Below are 19,561 nucleotides of genomic sequence, written 5' to 3' on the forward strand. Positions count from 1 at the left end.
CCGGGGAGGGAAGTCGTGAGGCGGGCCGCCGGTCAAGTGGCGCGCGAGGCGCACCGGCTGGCGCATCTGCTGCTCGGTCTGTGCCTGCTGCTGCTGCTCGGCCTCGCGGTGCTGGGCTGGCGCCTGGCCCAGGGCCCGATCCCGCTCGATTTCCTCGCCCGCGCCATCGAGCAGTCGCTCAACACCCCCGATTCCGAGGCGGAACTCGACATCGGCCATGTGGGCATCGCCTGGGAAGGGCTGCATGGCGAAGGGTCGACGCCGCTCGAGATCCAGCTCTCCGGCGTGCGCATGGTGGGGCGGGACGGCGCGGTGCGGGCGGAGTTGCCGGATGCCAGCGTCAGCCTCTCCCTGCCCTGGCTGCTGCGCGGTTCCCTGGCGCCGAGCCGGCTGGAGCTGCGCGGCGCGGTGCTGCGGCTGCGCCGCGACGAGGAAGGGCGCCTCTCGCTGCAGCTCGGCCCGCCGGGCGCCGAGCCGGAGGCGGCGACGGAGGATGGCGGCGCGGCGCTGCGCGACCGGATCGCCGCCATGATGCGCCCGCCCGGCGACGAGCAGCCGCTCGATGCGCTGCGCAACCTCGCCATCACCGGCGCGCGGGTGGTGGTGGAGGATGCGCAGCTCGGCGCGGTCTGGGCGATGGACGACGTCGCGCTGCAGCTGCGGCGCCGGGCGGAGGGCGGCGTCGCCGGGCGCGTCTCCGCGACGATGCAGCTGGGCGAGGCGCGCATCCCGGTCAACGGCACGGCGGTCGCCACCGGCCAGCCGGCGCAGGTGGAGTTCCGCTTCGGCCTGCCGGCGCTCGGCACGCGCCAGCTCGCCGCGACCCTGCCGGGGCTTGAGCCACTCGGCATGATGGATGCACCCGTGCATGGCGAGGTGCATGGGCGCATCAGCACCGACGGCGCGGTGTGGGAGCTGGGCGTCACCGCGGAGTCCGGCGCCGGCCGGCTGGACCTGGCGCAGCTCGGCAGCGTGCCGATCGCCGCGGGCGATCTCTCGGTGCAGGTGCAGCCGCGCGGAGCCGTGCTGCGGCAGGTGCGGCTGCACCTGGCCGGGCCGGAGGCGCCGACGCTCACCGCGACCGGCACGGCGACGCGCCACGATGCCGGGTGGAGGATGCAGGCGCGGCTCGGGCTCGATGCGCTGCCCGCCGCCGGGCTGCGGGCCTGGTGGCCGGAGGGCGTGGCGCGCGGCGCGCGCGACTGGGTGGTGGAGAACGTCACCGCCGGCACGGCGCGCAACGGCGCCTGGGAGATCACCGCGGAGGCCACCGCCGACCTTTCCGACCTGCGCGTGACGGAGGCGCGCGGCGCGGTCGAGGTGTCGGATGCGACGGTGCACTGGCTGCGGCCGATCCCACCCGCCGAAGGCGTGCAGGGACGCATCCTGTTCGGGCTGGACGCGGTGACGGTGGAAGCGGCCGCTGCCCGTCAGTCCGGCACGGGGCTCGAGCTGCGCGGGGGCACCGTGCGCATCCTTCTGACGCCCGCCGACCAGGAGCGCGCGGAGATCGAGCTCTCCCTGGCCGGGCCCGCCGCGGACGGGCTGGCGCTGCTCAAGCATCCGCGCCTCAAGCTGTTCGAGCGGCGGCCGTTGCCGGTGCAGAGCGCGCGCGGCACGCTGGAAGGGCGCCTCAGTCTCGCCTTCCCGCTGCTGAACGACCTGCCGGTGGAGCAGATCCGCATCGGCGCGCAGGGCCGGCTGCGCGACCTGCGCGTGCCCGATGTCGCGCTCGGCCAGGCCCTGGAGCGCGGGCAGTTCGAGGTCACGGTGGACACCGACGGGCTGCGCGCCAGCGGCACCGGCAATCTCGGGCCGGTCGCGGCGGCGCGGCTCGGCCTGCAGGCGGATTTCCGTCGCGGCCCGGCGAGCCAGGTGGTGCTGCGCGCCACCATGCAGGGCCGCGCCACCGGGGCGCAGCTCGCCGCGCTCGACCTCGGCCATGAGGAGGTGCTGAGCGGCCCGGTCGGTCTCGACCTGCGCTACCAGCAGATGCGTAGCGGCGCGGCCCGCATCGATGTCCGCGGCGACCTGCGCGAGGCGCGGCTGATGCTCGACCCCTTCGGCTGGAGCAAGCCGCCGGGCCAGAATGCCGGCGCCGACCTCGTGCTGCGGCTGAACCGCGATGCGCTGGAGGCGATCGAGAGCTTCCGGGTGGAGGCGCCGTCGCTGCTGCTGCGGGGCAGCGCCCAGTTCGGCGCGGGCGCACGCTTGCAGCGCGTGGCGATCGCCGAGGGCCGGCTGGAGGGCAGCCGCTTCGCGGGGGAGGCACGCCCGCCCGCGCGTGCCGATGCCGCCTGGCAGATCTCGCTGCGCGGCCCGGCGCTCGACCTGCGGCAGCCTCTGTCGCGCGAACGGGTGCCCGAGGCGCCGCACCAGGCCAGCGGCCCGGCCTTCGATGTGCAGGCGCGCTTCGAGCGCGTGCTGCTCGGCGAGCGGCGCGAACTCGCGGCGGTGGAAGGGCAGGTGCAGGTGGACGGGCATGGCGTGCTGCGCGCCGGCCGCGTCACGGGGCGCACCGGCCCGCGCGGCCCCTTCGAGATGACGCTCCAGCCGCAGGGCCAGGGCCGGTCGCTGCGCCTGACCGCGCAGGATGCCGGCGCCCTGCTCGGCGCCTTCGACGTGCTGCGCCACATCGAGGGCGGGCGCCTGTCCGTGACCGCCACCTATGCCTCCAACGCGCCCGGCGCGGCGCTTTCGGGCTCGGCGGAGATGGACGAGTTCGTGGTCCACAACGCGCCCGCCTTCGGCAAGCTGCTGCAGGCCATGACGCTGTTCGGCCTGGTCGAGGCGCTGTCCGGCCCGGGGCTGAACTTCGTGCGGCTGGTGGCGCCCTTCACCCTGACGCCGGATGCGCTGCAGCTCGAGGATGCGCGCGCCTTCTCCGCCTCGCTCGGCCTCACCGCGCGCGGGACGCTGGACCGGCGGCGGGAGCGGGTGGCGATGGATGGCACGATCGTGCCCGCCTACATCCTGAATTCGCTGCTCGGCCACATCCCGCTGCTCGGCCGCATCTTCTCGCCCGAGCGCGGCGGCGGCCTCTTCGCCGCGACCTTCCGCCTGCGCGGGCCGCTCGCCGATCCGGAAGTGAGCGTGAACCCGCTCGCGGCGCTGACGCCGGGGTTCCTGCGCGGGCTCTTTGACATCGGCCAACAGGGCGCCCCGCAACCCGCCGGGCGTTGAGCTGCGCTACTTGCCCTGGGGCGGCTCCGGCGCGACGCGCAGCGCTTCCTCGCTGAGCGTGCGGCGCATGAAGGTCGGCCAGAGCGCGCGTGCGGTCGCCGGCTCGCTCGGGGCGAGTGCATGCGGCTCCGACCGCGCGGGACAGCCGCCTTCCGTGTCGCGTTGCAACATGACCTGACCCTCGCTCGCCCTCGAAGGAGACGTCATCCTGCCAAAAACGGCACAGCCGGCGCAACGATCGGTTGTGCGCTGACGGAGACTTGACCTGCCATGCGAGCGGCGCGAAGCGACGGCGTTCCCGGGAGGATTTCCGCGCCATGCGCATCACGCGTCGCCACGCCCTTGCCCTCGCCGCCCTGCCCGCGGCGCTCGCCGCGCCCGCCGTCCGCGCCCAGGGCTCGGACCGGCCGATCCGGCTGATCGTGCCGGCGCCGCCCGGCGGCCCGACCGACATCCTCGCCCGCGTCACCGGCGAGAAGGCCGCGGCCGCGCTCGGCCAGCCCGTGGTCGTGGACAACCGCGCCGGCGGCGGCGGCGTGATCGGCTCCGAGGCGACGCACCGCGCGGCGCCGGACGGGCTGACGGTGATGATCGGCCACAACCAGACCCATGCCTCCAACCAAGCGATGATGGCGCGGCTGCCCTTCAACGTGGTGGAGGGCTTCACCGCCGTGGCCAAGCTCGGCACCGTCCACCACGCCACGGTGGTGCCGGCGAACTCGCGCGCGCAGAGCATGGCCGATCTGCAGGCGATGGGCCGCAATGGCGGGCGGCTGAACTACGCCTCCTCCCAGGCGGGCTCGGCGAGCCACGTCATCGCGGAGACCTTCGTGCGCCGCTCGGGCCTGGATGCGACGCATGTGCCCTTCAACGGCGCGGCGCCGGCGGCGACCGCGACGGTGGCGGGGCAGGTGGATTTCTACGTCTCCACTTTCCCCACCGTTGCCAACCTGATCCGCGACGGGCGGCTGCGCGCGCTCTCGGTCGGCGCGCCGCGGCGGCTCGCGGACTTCCCCGCCATCCCGACCACGGAGGAGGCGGGCGTCGGCTACATGGCGGTGGATGCCTGGTTCGGCCTGTTCGGCCCGGCCGGCCTGCCGGCGCCGGTTGCCGAGCGGCTCGCCGCTGCCTTCATCGGCACCTTCGCCGACGCCGAGGTGCAGCGGCGCCTGGCCGCGGCCGGCTTCACGCTCGACCCCCTGCCCCCCGCCGCCTTCGCCGCCTTCCAGCGCGCCGAGGTGGCGCGCTGGGCGGAGATGGTGCAGCTCACCGGCGTGAAGCTCGACGGGTGATGAGCCGGGTCGGGGCGCCCTGACCGGCGCCCCGAGCCCCTTTGCGCGTCAGCTTCCCAGGCGGCGCAGGAAGGCGCCGTGGACGAAGCCGTCGGGGTTGCCGTCGCCTTCCAGGTCCACCATCCGCCATTCGCCCTGCTCGCGCAGCACGCGCAGCTTGCTGCCGGGCGCGAGCTTCTTCAGCGCCTTGAAGTCGGTGCCCGGCCCGCCGCGCAGGTTCAGCGTGTCGCGGGAGATCACCTCGAACTCGCCGAGGTCGTTGTCCGCCAGCGTGCCCGACCCCGCCGCGCCGCCCAGCCCCTGGAACCGCGCCACCGGGAAGGCCGGGCCGGGATCCTGCTTGCGGCCGGGCGAGATGTCGTCATGGCCGACCACCTCCTGGATCGAGGCATAGGCGCCGCGGATCAGCAGCGTCAGTTCCGCCAGCGCCTTGAGCTGCGCATCGGGGAAGATCTCCCACGCCATCTCCGGCCCGCCATTGCGGTGGCGGGCGACGATCACCTGGCTGTCCGGCAGCACGCGGCCCAGCCCCTCCCGCGTCCAGCCGCCGGCGACGCGCTGGTCCAGCCAGCCGAGATTGGCGATCTCGATGCCGATCGAATGCCCGTTCAGCCCGTTGAAGCCGCGCCAGTTGGAGGGGCCGGCATGCAGCGCCTCGACATTGAAGGGCACGGTCTGGATCACCGCCCCGTCGCGATCCACGAAGAGATGCGCCGAGAGGCCGCGATTGGCGATGGCCTGCACGGAGCCGAGCGCGGAGCCGCCGGCGGTGTAGTGCATCACCAGGAAGCGCGGCGTGATCTTCCCGCGCACATGCGGGCTTGCGTGGAAGGGAATGCCCTCGATCCGGTCCTTGACGATCTTCATCGCCCGTCTCCTCGCGCACCTTGGCGCGCCGGAACGCTACGGTGCCGGAAACCATGCAGGCAAGTTGCGCGGACGCCGCGCGCACAGGAGGCGAACGCCGTGGCAGGGCGATTTCAGCCCGCCTTTTCCCAGCCGCGCGCGCCCTGCTGCCAGTAGGTCAGCGCATGGCCGGCCGCCTTGGCCTGCCGCCAGCGCGTGCGCGCGGCCTGCACCGCGGCCTCGTCGCCGCCATCGAACAGGTCCAGCACGCGCTCGAAGCGGTCGAGCCGGGCGGAGGTCATGCCGTCCAGCAGGAAGAGGAAGCGCGCGGCGTTCGGCGCGCCCTCCTCCGGCGCGTCCTCGGTGGTCAGCCAGATCGGCTGCAGCGGCGCGTGGCCGATCAGCGGCGTGCCGTGCGGCAGCCAGTCGGGATCGGTGGCGGTCCACAGCGCGGCATCCAGCGCCTCCATCCGCTCCCGGCTGCCGAGCAGCACCATCGCGCGCCCGCCCGCCTCCAGCACGCGCCCGAGCAGGCGCGGCAGCGCGCGGTCGAGCGGCGTGCGGGTCAGGTGGTAGAAGCCGTATTCCGCCATGGCGTCAGGCGTGCAGCACGCGCAGGCCGAGATGCTGCTCCATCGCGTCGAAGTCGCGGTCGCGATGGAGCAGGGGCAGGTCCTCCGACAGGCAGAAGGTCGCGATCAGCAGGTCCATGGTCTTGCGGATGGTCACCCCCTTGCCGCGCAGCAGGCGGTCATGCGCAGCCGCTTCGGTCGCCAGCAGGTCATCCACCATCCCGACGACGATGGCGCGGCGCAACTGCGCCTCGACGCGCCGCGCCTCACGCTCCGTCGGCATGCCCTGCAGCACCTCGCAGAGCACGAGATCGCCCACGATCACCGCATCGTCGCCCAGCAGGTCGAGCAGCTTCAGGGCCTCGGGGCTGCGCACGCCGCGCAGGAAGTCGATCAAGACCGAGGTGTCCACGACGATCAAGAACGCCGGCTCTCATCCAGGTCGCCCTGCCAGTCCACCGTGCCGAACAGCTCCCGGATGCGGCGCTGCCGCCTGACCTGGAGCAGCAGGCGGAGCCCCTCCTCCACCGCCGCCCGCTTGGAGGGCAGGCCGGTCTCCTTCAGCACCTCCGCCATCAGGCGGTCGTCGATGTCGATATTGGTCCGCATGGCCGCACCGATGTGTATCGCAGGGCCCAGATATGCACATCGCCGCCGAACCGCTCAAGGCGCCGCTCACGGCGACACGTGGTGGTCCTCCTCCTCGAACTGCGCCGCCACCAGCGCATCCAGCAGGCGCACGCCGAAGCCGGTCGGGCCGGCGGGGCCGAGCGGATGCGGCGCGTCCTGCGTGTCCACGCCCGCGATGTCGCAATGCGCCCAGGGCACGCCCTCGCCCACGAATTCGCGCAGGAAGGCCGCGGCGTGGCAGGCGTCGGGGATGAAGCGCGTGGCCCAGCCGCCCTCCCCGCGCGCCGAGGGCACGCATTGGCGGATGTCGGCGATGTCGGAAGCGAGGTCGGCGCGATGGCTCTCGCCGATCGGCATCGGCCAGAGCGCCTCGCCCACTGCCTCGCCCGCCGCGGCCAGCGCGGCCGTCAGCGCCGCGTCGTTGCCGAACAGGCCCGCGCGGTGATGCCCGAGCGCGGAGACGATCGCACCGGTCAGCGTGGCAAGGTCCACCACCGCGCGCGGGCGGAAGCGATCCACCGCGTAGTGCAGCGCATCGGTCAGCACCAGGCGGCCTTCCGCATCGGTGTCCACCACCTCCACCGTGCGGCCCGACAGCGTGCGCAGCACATCGGAGGGGCGGTAGCTGCGCGCATCCGTCGCGTTCTCCGCGATGGCCAGCACGGCGACGGCCGGCGCGGGGCTGCGGCGCAGGGCGAGCGACAGCATCGCGCCGGCGCAGGCGGCGGCACCCGCCATGTCGGCGCGCATCGCCGCCATCCCCTGCGCCGGCTTGATGGAGAGGCCGCCCGTGTCGAAGACGATCCCCTTGCCGACGAAGGCGACGGGCGGCGCCGCGATGCTGCCGCGCCAGCGCAGCACGGCAAGGAGTGGCGGCGTGGAGCCGCCCGCGCCCACCGCGAGCAGCGCGCCGAAGCCTGCGCGCGCCAGGCGCTTGCGCCCCAGCACGTCCACATGGATGCCGTGCTCGGCGAGGCCCTCCAGCCGCTTCACGAAGCTCTTGGTGGTCAGGTGGTTCGCCGGCTCCGCCACCAGGTCGCGCGCGAAGAGGCAGCCGCGCACCGGCGCGACGACGCCCTCCCACGCATCCTTCGCAGCGGCGGGATCCTCGGTGAGGACGGTCAGCCGCGACGGGCCCGGCCTCACGTCGCGCGTGCGGTGCAGGTCGAAGCGCCAGGCGCGCAGCGCCGCGCCGGCGGCGATCATGCAGGCGCGCTCGGGCGCAATACCGCGCGCATCGAGTTGCAGATGCGGCGCATCCGCCAGATGCGCGACGACGGCGGCGCCGGCCGTCTCGCAGTCGCGCCGCGTCCACGCGCCGGTGCCGACGAAGACGTGCCGCGGCGCGGCGGCGGGCTCCAGCACCTGCCCGGCCTGCGCGCGGAAGTTCCGGGCCGCTGCAAGCACCTCGAACCCCGCCGGCACGGCGGCGACCGGCCGCACCACGGGAAGGCCCGGATCCGGCTCCGCGCGACGGAAGGAGACCTTCAGCACGGAAAGGGCCTCAGCCCTCCTCCATCGTCTCCGCGACGAGGCGATCCAGCAGCCTTACGCCGAAGGCCGTCGCGCCCTTCGGCACCGTCGCCGCATCCTTGCTGCTCCAGGCCGTGCCGGCGATGTCGAGATGCGCCCAGGGCTTGCCGTTGGTGAAGCGCTGCAGGAACTGCGCCGCTGTGATCGAGCCGCCGGGACGCCCGCCGACATTCTTCATGTCCGCGATGTCGGACTTGATCTGCTTGTCGTAGGCATCGGCCAGCGGCATGCGCCAGCACTTCTCGCCCACCGCCGCGCCGGCCGCGATCACCTGCTGCGCCAGCGTCTCGTCGTTGCTGAACAGGCCCGCATGCTCGTGGCCGAGCGCGATGATGATCGCGCCGGTGAGCGTGGCGAGATCCACCATGCCGCGCGGGTCGAAGCGGTCCTGGCAGTACCACATGACATCGGCGAGTACGAGGCGGCCTTCCGCATCGGTGTTGATCACCTCCACCGTCTGGCCCGAGGCGGTCTTCACCACGTCGCCCGGCCGCTGCGCCGTGCCGGAGGGCATGTTCTCCACCAGCCCGACCAGTCCCACCACATCGGCCTTCGCCTTGCGTCCGGCGAGCGCGGCCATCGCGCCGACCACCGCGCCGGCCCCGGCCATGTCCCACTTCATGTCCTCCATCCCGCCGGCGGGCTTGATGGAGATGCCGCCGGTGTCGAAGGTCACGCCCTTGCCGATCAGCGCCAGCGGCTTCTGCTTCTTCCCGCGCGGCGCGCCCTTCCACTGCATCACCACCATGCGGGCCTCATGCGCCGAGCCCTGCGCCACGCCGAGCATCGCGCCGAAGCCGAGCCGCTTCAGCTCCTTCGGCCCCATCACCTCGACCTCGACGCCGAGGCGCTCCAGGCCCTTGCAGCGCTCGGCGAATTCGACCGGGTGCAGCACGTTGGGCGGCTCGCTCACCAGCTCGCGCGCCAGGAAGACGCCGTCGGCGACGGCGCGCAGCGGCGCGAAGGCGGATTTCGAAGCGGCCGCGTTGCCCGTCGCGATGGCCAGGCGCTCGAGCTTCGGCTTGTCCTCCTCCTTCTCCTTGGTGCGGTAGCGGTCGAAGCGCCAGGCGCGCAGCACGGCGCCGAAGCCGAGTTGCGCGGCCAGCGCGGGGTCCAGCGCCTCGGCGGCCACCGTCGCCTCGCGCTCCTGCGCGACGGCGGGCGCGATGGCGCCGCCGGCGGCTTCCGCCGCCTCCGCCGAGAGCTCCGCCGCCTTGCCGAGGCCGACCGCGACCACGCGGGTCCAGGGGCCGAGGCCGTAGAGCGTCGTCGCGTGGCCCTTGCGGCCCTTGAAGCCGGCGGCTTCCAGCGCGCGGGAGAGCAGGCCGCCGCTGGCGTCCTCGGCCTCGCGGGCCAGGCCGGCGGGCGGATCGCCTTCGGTCATGCAGAGCACCAGCGCCCCGCCGCGGGGCAGGGCAGGCTTCACGAAGGCGATGTCGGGCATGCGCGGGCGATTCCGTGTCTTTCGTCTGGCGGGAGCCTACCACCGGGCGCGGCGGTCCGGGCAAGCCGGCGCGGCTTGGCGCCACGTCCCGCGGCAGGTAAGGCGCCCTCCCATGGATGACAGGGCGCTCCTCGAGCTCGCCGCGGATTTCGCGCGACGGGCGGCCGAGGCCATCATGGCGGTGCGCGAAGGGGGCTTCGCGGTGGAGCGCAAGCGGGACTTCTCGCCCGTGACCGCCGCCGACCGGATCGCCGAGGCGCTGATCGTGGAAGGCCTGCGGGAGGCGGCGCCCGGCATCCCCGTGGTGGCCGAGGAGGAGGTGGAGGCCGGGCATGTCGCCACGCTCGGCGACCGCTTCTGGCTGGTGGACCCGCTGGACGGCACCCGCGAATTCGCCGAGGGCACCGACAGCTTCGCGGTGTGCATCGGCCTGGTGGCCGGGGGCCGGCCGCTGCTCGGCGCCGTCGCCCTGCCTGCCACCGGCGAGCTTTTTGGCGGCATTGTCGGCGCCGGTGCGTGGAAGAAGCGGGGCGGCGAACGCGAAAAAATCGCGGCACGGCGCGTGCCGGCGGAGGGGCCGGTGGTGATGGCCAGCCGCCACTACGCGAAGGATTCCCGCATCGCGGATTTCGCTCGGGCGCAGCGCGCGCAACGCATCGTGAACATCGGCTCGGCCGAGAAATTCTGCCGGCTGGCGGAGGGCAGCGCCGATCTCTATCCGCGCTTCGGCCCGACCATGGAATGGGACACCGCCGCCGCCGAGGCCGTGCTGCGCGCCGCGGGCGGCGAGGTGGCGGAGTGGGACGGCACGCCGATGCGCTACGGCAAGCCCGGCTGGCGAAACCCGCCCTTCCTGGCGCGGGGCGCCGCGTGACGCGCGTGATCACCGATGTCGCGGAGGCCGCCGCGCTGCTCCGCGCCGGCGAACTCGTCGCCTTCCCGACCGAGACGGTCTACGGGCTCGGCGCCGATGCGCTGGATGGCCGCGCCGTCGCCGCCATCTTCGAGGCCAAGGGCCGCCCCCACTTCAACCCGCTCATCTGTCATTTTTGGACGGCTGAAGCGGCCTTCGACACCGAGGTCGTCGCGGATGAGCGGGCGCGGGAGCTGGCGCGGCTGTTCTGGCCGGGGCCGCTGACGCTGGTGCTGCCGCGGCGCGAGACCTGCCGGGTGGACCTGCTTGCCGGCGCCGGGCTCGACACGCTGGCGGTGCGGGTGCCGGACCATCCGCTGGCGCTCGAATTGCTGCGCCAGGTGGGTAGGCCTGTCGCCGCGCCCTCGGCCAACCGCTCGGGCGGCGTCAGCCCGACCACGGCCGCGCATGTGCTGGAAAGCCTCGGCGGGCGGATCGCCGCGGTGCTGGATGGCGGGCCCTGCGCCGTCGGCGTGGAGAGCAGCGTGCTCGACCTCTCGGGCGGCGGCGCGGTGCTGCTGCGCCCCGGCGGCGTGCCGGTGGAGGCGATCGAGGCCGCCATCGGGCGGGTCGGGCGGCCCCTGCCCCCGGAAGCGGCGGCGGCGACGCGCAGCCTGCGCAGCCCGGGGATGCTGCTGTCCCACTACGCGCCGTCGCTGCCCGTGCGGCTCGATGCGACTGAAGTCGGGCCGGAGGAGGCGCTGCTCGCCTTCGGGCCGGCGCCGCTGCCGGGCGCGGGCGCGGTCTGGAACCTCTCGCCCGGTGGCGATCTGCGCGAGGCCGCCGCGCGGCTCTTCGCCGGGTTGCGCTGGCTGGATGCGGAGGGGCGCCGCCTCGGTCTCGTGCGCATCGCCGCGATGGCGGTGCCGCAGGCGGGGCTGGGCGCCGCGATCAACGACCGGCTGGCACGCGCCGCGGCGCCGCGGGGGTAATCCGCGATTTCACGCGTTCGTGAGCTTGCGGGGCGCGTTCGGCTGCGGAACTCTCCGCCTCAACCTGTGGGGGAATGACATGCTGCGCCGAGTCCTGCCGCGCCTTGCGGCACTTGCCCTGATCGCCGCCGCGCCGCTGGCGGCGCGCCCTGCCGAGGCCGGCTATGCGGGCCTCTACGCCTTCGGCGACAGCCTGACCGACCGCGGCAACCTGTTCATCGCGACGGGCGGCGCCGCGCCCGTCCCGCCCTATGTCGCGGGGCAGCTCAGCAACGGCAACACCTGGGTCGAGTCCTTCTCGCAACGGCTCGGCACCGGCCCGACCGCGCCCTCCTTGCTCGGCGGGGGCGTCTTCGCCTATGCGCTCGGGCGCGCCGATACGGCTCCGGCCCCCCCGCCGCTGCCGCCGGCTGCCGGCGCGCAGATCAACCTGCCCGGCCAGGTCGGCGCCTTCCTCGCCGCAGCCGGCGGCACCGCGCCGGCCGATGCGCTCTACGCCGTCTGGGCCGGGTCCAACGACATGCTCCAGACGCTGGCGGATGCGAGCCTGATCGCCGATCCGGTCGCGCGCGCGCTGTTCATCAACAACGCCATCGCCACCTCCGTCTCCTCGCTGATCGGGCAGATGCAGGCGCTGGAGGCGGCGGGCGCGGAGCACTTCCTGGTGCTCAACCTGCCCGATCTCGGCAAGATCCCGCGGCTGAACGGCGACCCGATGAGCAGCGCCGCCGGCACCGGCATCGCCGCCGCCTTCAATGCCGCGCTGGCGAACGGGCTGGCCGCCTTCGACGCGCTGCCCGGCGTGCGGGTGTTCGGCGTGGACACCTTCGCCCTGATCAACCGCGCCGTGGCGGCGCCGGCGGCCTTCGGGCTGACCAACGTCACCGATGCCTGCCTGGAGGGCGGGCCGGTGAACTACACCACGACCATCCCCGCGAACCTTGTCTGCACGCCCGCGCAGTTGACCACCTCGCTGTTCTTCGACGACCTGCATCCCTCGGCCGCGACGCATGTGCTGATCGCCAATGCGGCCCTGGCCGCGGTGCCGGCGCCGGGCGCGGCGGGGCTGCTGCTGGTCGCGCTCGGCGGCTTGGTGGTGGTGCGCCGGCGCGCCGCCGCGGGGGCTTGATCGGCCGGGCGGCAGGCGCTCCGTTCGGGGGATGCCGCCCGACACCGCGCCGCGCCCCAGCCTCACGAAGCTCTTCGTCACCTATCTCCGCATCGGCCTGATCGGCTTCGGCGGGGTCAATGCCTGGGCCCGCCGGGTGATCGTGGAGGAGGAGCGCTGGCTGTCCGAGCAGGACTATGCCGAGGTGCTCGGCCTCGCCCAGGCGCTGCCCGGCCCGAACGCGCTGAATGTCGCGATCCAGCTCGGCGAGCGCTGGCACGGCGCGCGCGGGGCGCTGCTGGCCTCGCTCGGCCTGTTCGGCGGGCCGATGGCGGTGCTGGTGCTGATGGCCTGGGCGCATGACCGCTGGGGGGAGTTGCCGCTGGTCAAGGCGGTGCTGGCCGGCACCGCGGCGGCGGCGGCGGGGATGGTGATCGGCACCGCGCTGAAAATGGCGCAGAACCTGCGCCCGGCGCCGCCGATCCTCGCCGTCGGCCTCGCCGCGCTGGTAGGCGCCGCGCTGTTGCGCCTGCCGCTGCCGGTCATCGTGCTCGGCCTCGCCCCTTTCGGGATCGCCGCCGCCTGGTGGACGGGGCGCCAGCCGGCGAAGCCCGGCCGGTGAGCGGGGACGAGGACGTCCTCTGGCAACTCGCCTGGGGGTTCATGGCAATCTCCCTGATCGCCGTGGGCGGCGGCATCGCCGTGGTGCCGGAGATGCACCGCCTGGTGGTCGAGGTGCATGGCTGGATGAGCGATGCGCGCTTCGCCCAGCTCTTCGCCCTGGCGCAGGCCGCGCCGGGGCCGAATGTGCTGGTGGTCGGGCTGATCGGCTGGCAGGTGGCGGGGCTGGTCGGGATGCTGGTCGCGACCGCGGCCATGACGGTGCCGGCCAGCGTGCTCGCCTTCGGCTTCTCCCGCCTGCGCACGCGACTGCGCGGCAATGCGAAGCTGCGCCTGGTGGAACGCGGGCTGGTGCCGATCGCGGTCGGGTTGATCCTGGCCGCCGGCATCCTGCTCGGCATCACCGCCGCCACGGGCTGGGTGGCTGTGGCGCTGACCATCGGCTCAACCCTCTTCGTCTGGCGGAGCGACCGCAGCCCGCTCTGGGTGCTCGGGGCGGGGGCGGTGGCGGGCGCGCTTTTCCTGTAGAAGGGCGGCCATGCCGGATTCCACGCCTTCGCGCATCCTCGACGAGCTTGCCGCCATCCTCGGCCCGCGCGGCCTGCTGACCGAGCCCGCGGACATCGCGCCGCATCTTTCGGACTGGCGCGCGCTCTATCGCGGCGCGGCCTTCGCCGTGGCGCGCCCCGCCTCCACCGAGGAAGTCGCCGCCGTGGTCCGGCTCTGCGCGGCGGCGGGCGTGCCGATCACGCCGCAGGGCGGCAACACCTCCATGGTCGGCGGCGCCACGCCGGACGAGAGCGGGCGGCACCTGGTGCTGTCGCTGGCGCGCGTGAACCGCATCCGCGCGCTCGATCCGCTCGACATGACCATGACGGCCGAGGCCGGCGTGGTGCTGAAGGCCGCGCAGGACGCGGCGGCCGAGGCCGGCTGCCTGTTCCCCCTCAGCCTCGGCGCCGAGGGCTCGGCCACGATCGGGGGCGTGCTCTCCACCAATGCGGGCGGCAACACCACCGTGCGCTACGGCAATGCGCGCGAATTGATGCTGGGGCTGGAGGCCGTGCTGCCCGACGGCAGCATCTGGAACGGGCTCCGGCGGCTGCGCAAGGACAACACCGGCTATGCGCTGCGCCACCTGCTGGTGGGGGCGGAGGGCACGCTCGGCATCGTGACCGCGGCGGTGCTGCGCCTGTTCCCCCGCGCGCGCGACACGGCGCTGGCCTTCTGCGCGGTGGCGGACGAGGACGCGGCGCTCGCCCTGTTCCGTCGCTTCCGCGACCGCGACGAGAGCGCGGTGCGCGCCTTCGAATACATGTCCGGCACCGGCGTCGACTTTTGCACGTCGCACATCGAGGGCGTGACGCTGCCGCTGGAAGCGCGCGCGGATCACTACGTGCTGGTGGACCTGGCATCGCCCCGGCCCGACGCGCAGCTGCGCGAGATGGCGGAATCCGTGCTGTTCGAGGCGATGCAGGCGGAGGAGGTGACGGACGCCGCGATCGCCGCCAACGAGGCGCAGGCCCAGAAGATCTGGCGCATCCGCGAGGAACACCCCGAGGCGCAGAAGCGCGAGGGGGCGAGCGTGAAGAACGACGTCTCCGTGCCCGTCTCGAAGGTGCCGGAGATGATCCGCCGCTGCTCCGCGGCGCTGCGGGAGCTGATCCCGGGCAGCCGGCCGGTGCCCTTCGGGCATATCGGCGACGGCAACATCCACATGAACCTGGAGCAGCCGGAGGGCATGGACCCGGCCGCCTTCCTCGCGCGCAGCCACGACATCATGGATTGCGTGAACGCGGTGGTGCGCGACCTCGGCGGCTCCTTCAGCGCCGAGCACGGGATCGGCCGGCTCAAGACCGACATGATGGAGGATTGGCGCGGCGGGGCGGAACTCGCCGCCATGCGCGCCATCAAGGCGGCGCTCGATCCGCAGGGCCTCATGAATCCGGGGAAGGTGCTGCCCTGACCGGCCGGGGGTGGTAGGGATGGGCGGATGACCCGGATCGACCGCTACATCTTCCGCCAGCTCGCGGGCGGGCTGCTGGCCGTCACCGCGGGGCTTGCGGCGCTGGTGTGGCTTACGCAGTCGCTCCGCTTCATCGAGCTGGTGCTGGACCGCGGCCTGTCGCTGACGGTGTTCATCGAGCTCACCAGCCTGATGCTGCCGGGCTTCATCGCGGTGATCCTGCCGATCACCACCTTCGTCGTCGTGCTGTTCGTCTATGTGCGGATGAACAGCGACCGCGAGCTTGTCGTGATGCGCGCCGCCGGCCTCTCGCCGCTGCGGCTCGCGCGGCCGGCGATCAGCCTGGCGCTGATCTCGGTCGCGGTCGGCTACATGCTGAACATGTGGCTGGTGCCGCTGTCGCACGGCGCCTTCCGCATGTGGCAGTTCGAGATCCGCAACCAGATGGCCGCGATCCTGCTGCAGGAAGGCGTCTTCTCCTCGATCGGCAACGAGCTGACAGTCTATGCGCGCTCGCGCGAGCGCGACGGCACGCTGCGCGGCATCCTGGTGCACGACCAGCGCGAGCCCGGCGCGCCGGTGACGATCATCGCCGAGCAGGGGCGCATCACGACGACCCCGCTCGGGCCGCGCGTGCTGCTGATCAACGGCGTGCGCGAGCAGATGGAGGCGGGCCGTAACGGCCAGCCGCCGCGGCTCAACACCCTCTCCTTCGCCGAGAACAGCGTGGACCTTGCCCGCGCCACGCGGCAGGAGGAGGTGCGCGCCCGCGATTCGCGCGAGCGCAGCATCCCCGAGCTGCTCGATCCCGACCCGGCCGAGGGCCTGCGGCCGCGCGACGTCGCCCGGTTCTACGGGGAGGCGCACCAGCGCATGTCGGCGCCGCTCACCGCGCTGTCCTATGCGCTGGTGGCGTTGGCCGTCGCGCTCACCGGGCAGTTCCGGCGGCATGGCGGCGGGCTGCGCCTCGCCGCGGGCATCGGCATCACCGTGGGGCTGCTTGCGCTCGGGCTGACCATCGGCAACCTGGCGACGCGCGAGAACGCCTTCGTCTGGTTGATCTGGGCGCATGCCCTGGTGCCCGGCATCGTTGCGCTGTGGTGGATGATCGGCGCGCCAGGCCTGCCGCGGCCGCGCCCGCGGCCGGCCTCGGCCTGACCGCATGACCTTCACGCCGACGCTCACGGTCTATGTCGCCCGCGGCTTCCTGGCCGCGACGATGATCATGCTTGCGGCGCTGACCGGCCTGGTCGCGCTGTTCGACTTCATCGAGCTGCTGCGCCGCGCGGCGACCCGGCCCAATGTCGGCTTCGACATCCCGGCGACGATCGCGGCGCTGCGGCTGCCCTTCGTCGCGCTGCAGATCCTGCCCTTCGCCATCCTGCTCGGCGGCATCGTCGCCTTCTGGCGGCTGACGCGCTCCTCGGAGTTGATCGTGGCTCGCGCCGCCGGCGTCTCGGCCTGGGGATTCCTCACCGGGCCGGCGCTGGTGGCGCTGCTGCTCGGCACCGTCGCGGTGACCGGGCTCTCGCCGCTGTCTTCCATGATGCTGGCGCGGGCGGAGCGGATGGACCAGACCTTCCTGCGCACCGGCGGCGGGCTGTCCTCGCTGGCGGGCGGCCGGCTCTGGCTGCGCCAGGGCGACCGGGAACTCGACCCGCAGGGGGTTGCCATCCTCACCGGACGCCCCGCCGCGGCACGCGCCCCTGACGGGCGCGGCCGGTTCGAGCTGCAGGGCGTGACCGTCTGGCGGCTGTCCGGCGACGACCGGCCGCTGGCGCGCATCGAGGCACCGCGGGCGCATCTCGCGCCCGGCCGCTGGGTGCTGGAGGATGCGGTCACCTTCGGCGCGGACCGCCGGCCCAGCACGCCCGCCGCCATCGAGCTGCCGACCGAGCTCACCGCCGGGCGGATCGAGGACAGCTTCGCCTCGCCCGAGACGCTGAGCTTCTGGTCCCTGCCCGACTTCATCGCGGTGCTGGAAGAAGCCGGCTTTTCCGCCGTGCGGCATCGCATCCAGTTCCAGTCGCTGCTGTCCATGCCGGTGCTGGCGCTGGCCATGGCGCTGCTCGCGGCCGGATTTTCGATGCGCCACAACCGCCGCGGCGGCGTCGCGCAGATGATCGCGGGCGGCGTCGCCGCGGGCTTCGCGCTGTTCGTGGTGGACCGCGTGAGCAACGAATTCGGCGAGGCCGGCTCCCTGCCCGTCCTGCTCGCCGCCTGGGCGCCGACCGTCGCCGGCCTGCTCCTGGCGCTGGCCCTGCTGCTGCATCTGGAAGACGGCTGATGGCGAGACTGCGACGCGGCCTGCTGCTCCTCGCCCTGATGGCCGCCCCGGGGCCGCTGGCGGCGCAGGGCATTCCCGGCCTCGACGGCCGCGGCGTCTCCTCCGACGAGCCGGTGACGTTCACGGCCGAGGAGGTGGAGTTCGACCAGAACACGGACACCGTCACCGCGCGCGGCCGCGTCGAGGCCTGGCAGGGCAACCGCGTGATCCGCGCCGACCAGTTCACCTACAACCGCACCACCGGGGTCGCGACCGCCACCGGGAACGTCGTGCTGATCGAGCCCGACGGGCAGATCCTCTTCGCCGAGCGCGCGGAGCTCTCTGGCGGCATGCGCGACGCCGTGCTGGAGGGCATCCGCGGCCTGCTGGCCGGCAATACGCGCGTCGCCGCCGCCGGCGCCCGGCGCACCAACGGCGACATCACCGACCTTGCCCGCGTCGTCTATTCGCCCTGCAACCTCTGCCCGGAGGACCCGGACCGCCCGCCGCTGTGGCAGCTGCGCGCCGGCATCGCCAGCCTGCACTCGCAGGAGCAGCGCGTGCGCTACCGCGACGCCTCGCTCGAGATGTTCGGCGTGCCGCTGCTCTACGCGCCCTACTTCAGCCACGCCGCGCCGGGCGCGCCGCGCATCAGCGGCTTCCTGTCGCCGACCTTCGGCGTGACCAAGCTGCTCGGCGGCTTCTACGAGCAGCCTTTCTACTGGGTGATCGACGACAGCTCCGACGCGACGATCCGCGCCACCCTCTCCACCGAGCAGATCGGCGGCCTCGGCCTTGCGTATCGGCGCCGGTTCAACAGCGGGGTGATCTCGCTGGACGGGTCCTTCGGCAACCTCCAGGGCAACGACGTGGACCAGGAGGGGATCGGCTGGCACTTCTTCTCCCAGGGCCAGTTCTCGCTGGACGAGACCTGGCGCACGGGCTTTGCGCTCAACCGCGCCTCCTCCCGCGACTACCTGCGCGCCTATCGCTACGGCTCGCCGCAGGTGCTGACCTCGAACGCCTTCCTGGAGGGGTTCTGGGGCGTGCAGGGCTATGCCCGCGCCGATTCGCGCCTCTACCAGAGCCTGCTGCAGACCAACACCTCCAGCCAGGTGCCGCTGGTGCTGCCCTATGGCTATGCCGAGTGGCTGTTCGCGCGCGACCCGCTGGGCGGGCAATTCCGCGTGGATGCGCAGGGCTATTCCATCACCCGCGAGCAGGGCACCAGTTCGCGCCGCATCGGAACCCGTGCCGCCTATGAGCTGCCGCTGATCGGGAATGCCGGCGAGGTCTGGACCATCCGCACGCAGGCGGACCTGCTGGCCGGCTATGTGCAGGACCTGCAGGCGGCGCCCTTCTACGGACCGCCCGGCCAGGACGGCAACTGGACCAACGGCAATGTCCGCGCGGCGGTTGACCTGCGCTGGCCGCTGGCGCGCTCCGCGGGCGAATGGGGCACCCAGGTGCTGGAGCCGCGCGTGCAGGTCGTCACCGGCCCGCAGACCGGGCGGCAGACCAACATCCCGGCCGAGGACAGCCTCGACCTGCAGTTCACCGACGCCAACCTGTTCGAGCTGAACCGCTATCCCGGGCGCGACCTGCAGGAAGGCGGCACGCGGATGGACGCGGCGATCCGCGCCGCCTGGCTGTTCCCCAATGGCGGCCAGGTGGAGGGCCTGGTCGGCCGCAGCTTCCGCACCTCGGACGAGCCGCTTTTCCCGCCCGGCTCCGGCCTCGAGAACCAGCGCTCGGACTATGTCGGTCGCCTCCGGCTGGCGCCGGTGCCCTGGTTCGAGGTGATCGGCCGCAGCCGCTACTCGGCCGAGACCGGCGAGCAGCAGCTCTGGGACATCACCGGCACCGTCTTTGGCAACGGCTACTCTGTCAGTGCCGGCTATCTCGGGACGCAGGCGGCCTACAACGATTCCTATCCCAAGCGCAACGAGGTCAGCCTGGGTGGGTTCCTGCAGGTGAACGACAACTGGCGCATCGGCGCCTTCGGCCGCTACGACCGGTTCCGCGACGAGCCGGTGGCGGCCCAGGCGGTGCTCGCCTACGAGGATGAGTGCCTGATCTTCGAGACGCGGCTGATCCGCCGCTGGATCCAGGACCCGGTGACGCTGCAGGATGACCCGACCGGCACCATGCTGCTGTTCCGGGTGACGCTGAAGACGATCGGCGATTTCGGCATCCGCGCGCTGTGACCTCCCGTCCCGAGACCCCGGCGGGCGGGCGGGCCCTTCCCTCGCGGGCCG

Annotated in this window: 18 protein-coding genes; 11 read left to right on the top strand and 7 right to left on the bottom strand. The window is 73.4% G+C overall.

The annotated features are described in order from the left end of the window. Window positions 1–15: 15 nt before the first annotated feature. Window positions 16–3,183 (top strand): YhdP family protein, encoded by a 3,168-nt coding sequence (locus tag DFH01_RS00360; RefSeq protein WP_146216961.1) that lies wholly within the window; start codon window positions 16–18, stop codon window positions 3,181–3,183. A gap of 6 nt (window positions 3,184–3,189) precedes the next feature. Here the strand turns inward: DFH01_RS00360 and DFH01_RS28000 are convergent, their stop codons facing one another. Next, complete coding sequence (locus DFH01_RS28000) at window positions 3,190–3,354, bottom strand: hypothetical protein (protein ID WP_158287551.1); 165 nt, start codon at window positions 3,352–3,354, stop codon at window positions 3,190–3,192. 146 nt (window positions 3,355–3,500) lie between these two features. Here DFH01_RS28000 and DFH01_RS00365 point away from each other — a divergent pair, with 146 nt between their 5' ends. Further along, window positions 3,501–4,475, top strand: coding sequence for a Bug family tripartite tricarboxylate transporter substrate binding protein (locus DFH01_RS00365; protein ID WP_109868431.1), 975 nt, complete (start codon window positions 3,501–3,503; stop codon window positions 4,473–4,475). A 48-nt stretch (window positions 4,476–4,523) separates the two neighbouring features. On the opposite strand, the gene DFH01_RS00370 is transcribed toward DFH01_RS00365, so the two are convergent. The 6 genes from DFH01_RS00370 to DFH01_RS00395 all read right to left on the bottom strand — a co-directional run bounded on the left by DFH01_RS00370 (window position 4,524) and on the right by DFH01_RS00395 (window position 9,500). After that, window positions 4,524–5,342 (bottom strand): N-acetylmuramoyl-L-alanine amidase, encoded by an 819-nt coding sequence (locus DFH01_RS00370; RefSeq protein WP_109868432.1) that lies wholly within the window; start codon window positions 5,340–5,342, stop codon window positions 4,524–4,526. Window positions 5,343–5,455: 113 nt separating this feature from the next. Further along, window positions 5,456–5,914 (bottom strand): DNA polymerase III subunit chi, encoded by a 459-nt coding sequence (locus tag DFH01_RS00375; RefSeq protein WP_109868433.1) that lies wholly within the window; start codon window positions 5,912–5,914, stop codon window positions 5,456–5,458. A 4-nt stretch (window positions 5,915–5,918) separates the two neighbouring features. Further along, window positions 5,919–6,305, bottom strand: a complete 387-nt coding sequence (gene vapC / locus DFH01_RS00380) for a type II toxin-antitoxin system VapC family toxin (protein ID WP_233255902.1) — start codon at window positions 6,303–6,305, stop codon at window positions 5,919–5,921. A 5-nt stretch (window positions 6,306–6,310) separates the two neighbouring features. Next, window positions 6,311–6,502, bottom strand: coding sequence for a type II toxin-antitoxin system VapB family antitoxin (locus tag DFH01_RS00385; RefSeq protein ID WP_109868435.1), 192 nt, complete (start codon window positions 6,500–6,502; stop codon window positions 6,311–6,313). 66 nt (window positions 6,503–6,568) lie between these two features. Next, a complete protein-coding gene (locus tag DFH01_RS00390; RefSeq protein WP_109868436.1) occupies window positions 6,569–8,017 on the bottom strand; it encodes a leucyl aminopeptidase family protein in 1,449 nt (482 codons plus the stop codon). 10 nt (window positions 8,018–8,027) lie between these two features. Then, window positions 8,028–9,500 carry a leucyl aminopeptidase gene (locus tag DFH01_RS00395; protein WP_109868437.1) on the bottom strand — a complete coding sequence of 491 codons (1,473 nt, stop codon included), beginning with the start codon at window positions 9,498–9,500 and terminating at the stop codon, window positions 8,028–8,030. Between the two features lie 112 nt (window positions 9,501–9,612). On the opposite strand from DFH01_RS00395, the gene cysQ reads away from it, so the two are divergent. From cysQ to DFH01_RS00440, 9 genes are all read left to right on the top strand, one after another. Then, entirely contained in the window at window positions 9,613–10,374 is a 762-nt protein-coding gene (gene cysQ, locus DFH01_RS00400) for a 3'(2'),5'-bisphosphate nucleotidase CysQ (RefSeq protein WP_199231090.1), read from the top strand. After that, on the top strand, window positions 10,371–11,345 hold the full coding sequence (locus tag DFH01_RS00405; protein WP_233255903.1) for an L-threonylcarbamoyladenylate synthase: 975 nt from the start codon (window positions 10,371–10,373) through the stop codon (window positions 11,343–11,345). The genes cysQ and DFH01_RS00405 overlap by 4 nt, the downstream gene beginning before the upstream one ends. 79 nt (window positions 11,346–11,424) lie before the next feature. Then, a complete protein-coding gene (locus DFH01_RS00410; protein ID WP_109868440.1) occupies window positions 11,425–12,474 on the top strand; it encodes an SGNH/GDSL hydrolase family protein in 1,050 nt (349 codons plus the stop codon). 31 nt (window positions 12,475–12,505) lie between these two features. Further along, window positions 12,506–13,075, top strand: coding sequence for a chromate transporter (locus tag DFH01_RS00415; protein ID WP_158287552.1), 570 nt, complete (start codon window positions 12,506–12,508; stop codon window positions 13,073–13,075). Further along, the gene (locus DFH01_RS00420; RefSeq protein WP_199231091.1) at window positions 13,072–13,602 is read left to right on the top strand and encodes a chromate transporter; all 531 of its coding nucleotides are present in this window, start codon (window positions 13,072–13,074) and stop codon (window positions 13,600–13,602) included. Before DFH01_RS00415 ends, DFH01_RS00420 begins: the two co-directional genes overlap by 4 nt. Window positions 13,603–13,612: 10 nt before the next feature. Further along, window positions 13,613–15,037, top strand: a complete 1,425-nt coding sequence (locus DFH01_RS00425; RefSeq protein WP_109868442.1) for an FAD-binding oxidoreductase — start codon at window positions 13,613–13,615, stop codon at window positions 15,035–15,037. Between the two features lie 27 nt (window positions 15,038–15,064). Continuing rightward, window positions 15,065–16,195 carry an LPS export ABC transporter permease LptF gene (gene lptF, locus DFH01_RS00430; RefSeq protein ID WP_109868443.1) on the top strand — a complete coding sequence of 377 codons (1,131 nt, stop codon included), beginning with the start codon at window positions 15,065–15,067 and terminating at the stop codon, window positions 16,193–16,195. A gap of 4 nt (window positions 16,196–16,199) precedes the next feature. Next, entirely contained in the window at window positions 16,200–17,324 is a 1,125-nt protein-coding gene (gene lptG, locus DFH01_RS00435) for an LPS export ABC transporter permease LptG (RefSeq protein WP_109868444.1), read from the top strand. Further along, window positions 17,324–19,510 (top strand): LPS-assembly protein LptD, encoded by a 2,187-nt coding sequence (locus tag DFH01_RS00440; protein WP_233255904.1) that lies wholly within the window; start codon window positions 17,324–17,326, stop codon window positions 19,508–19,510. The genes lptG and DFH01_RS00440 overlap by 1 nt, the downstream gene beginning before the upstream one ends. Window positions 19,511–19,561 lie beyond the last annotated feature (51 nt).

This window comes from Falsiroseomonas bella, assembly GCF_003173615.1.
GTDB lineage: Bacteria > Pseudomonadota > Alphaproteobacteria > Acetobacterales > Acetobacteraceae > Falsiroseomonas > Falsiroseomonas bella.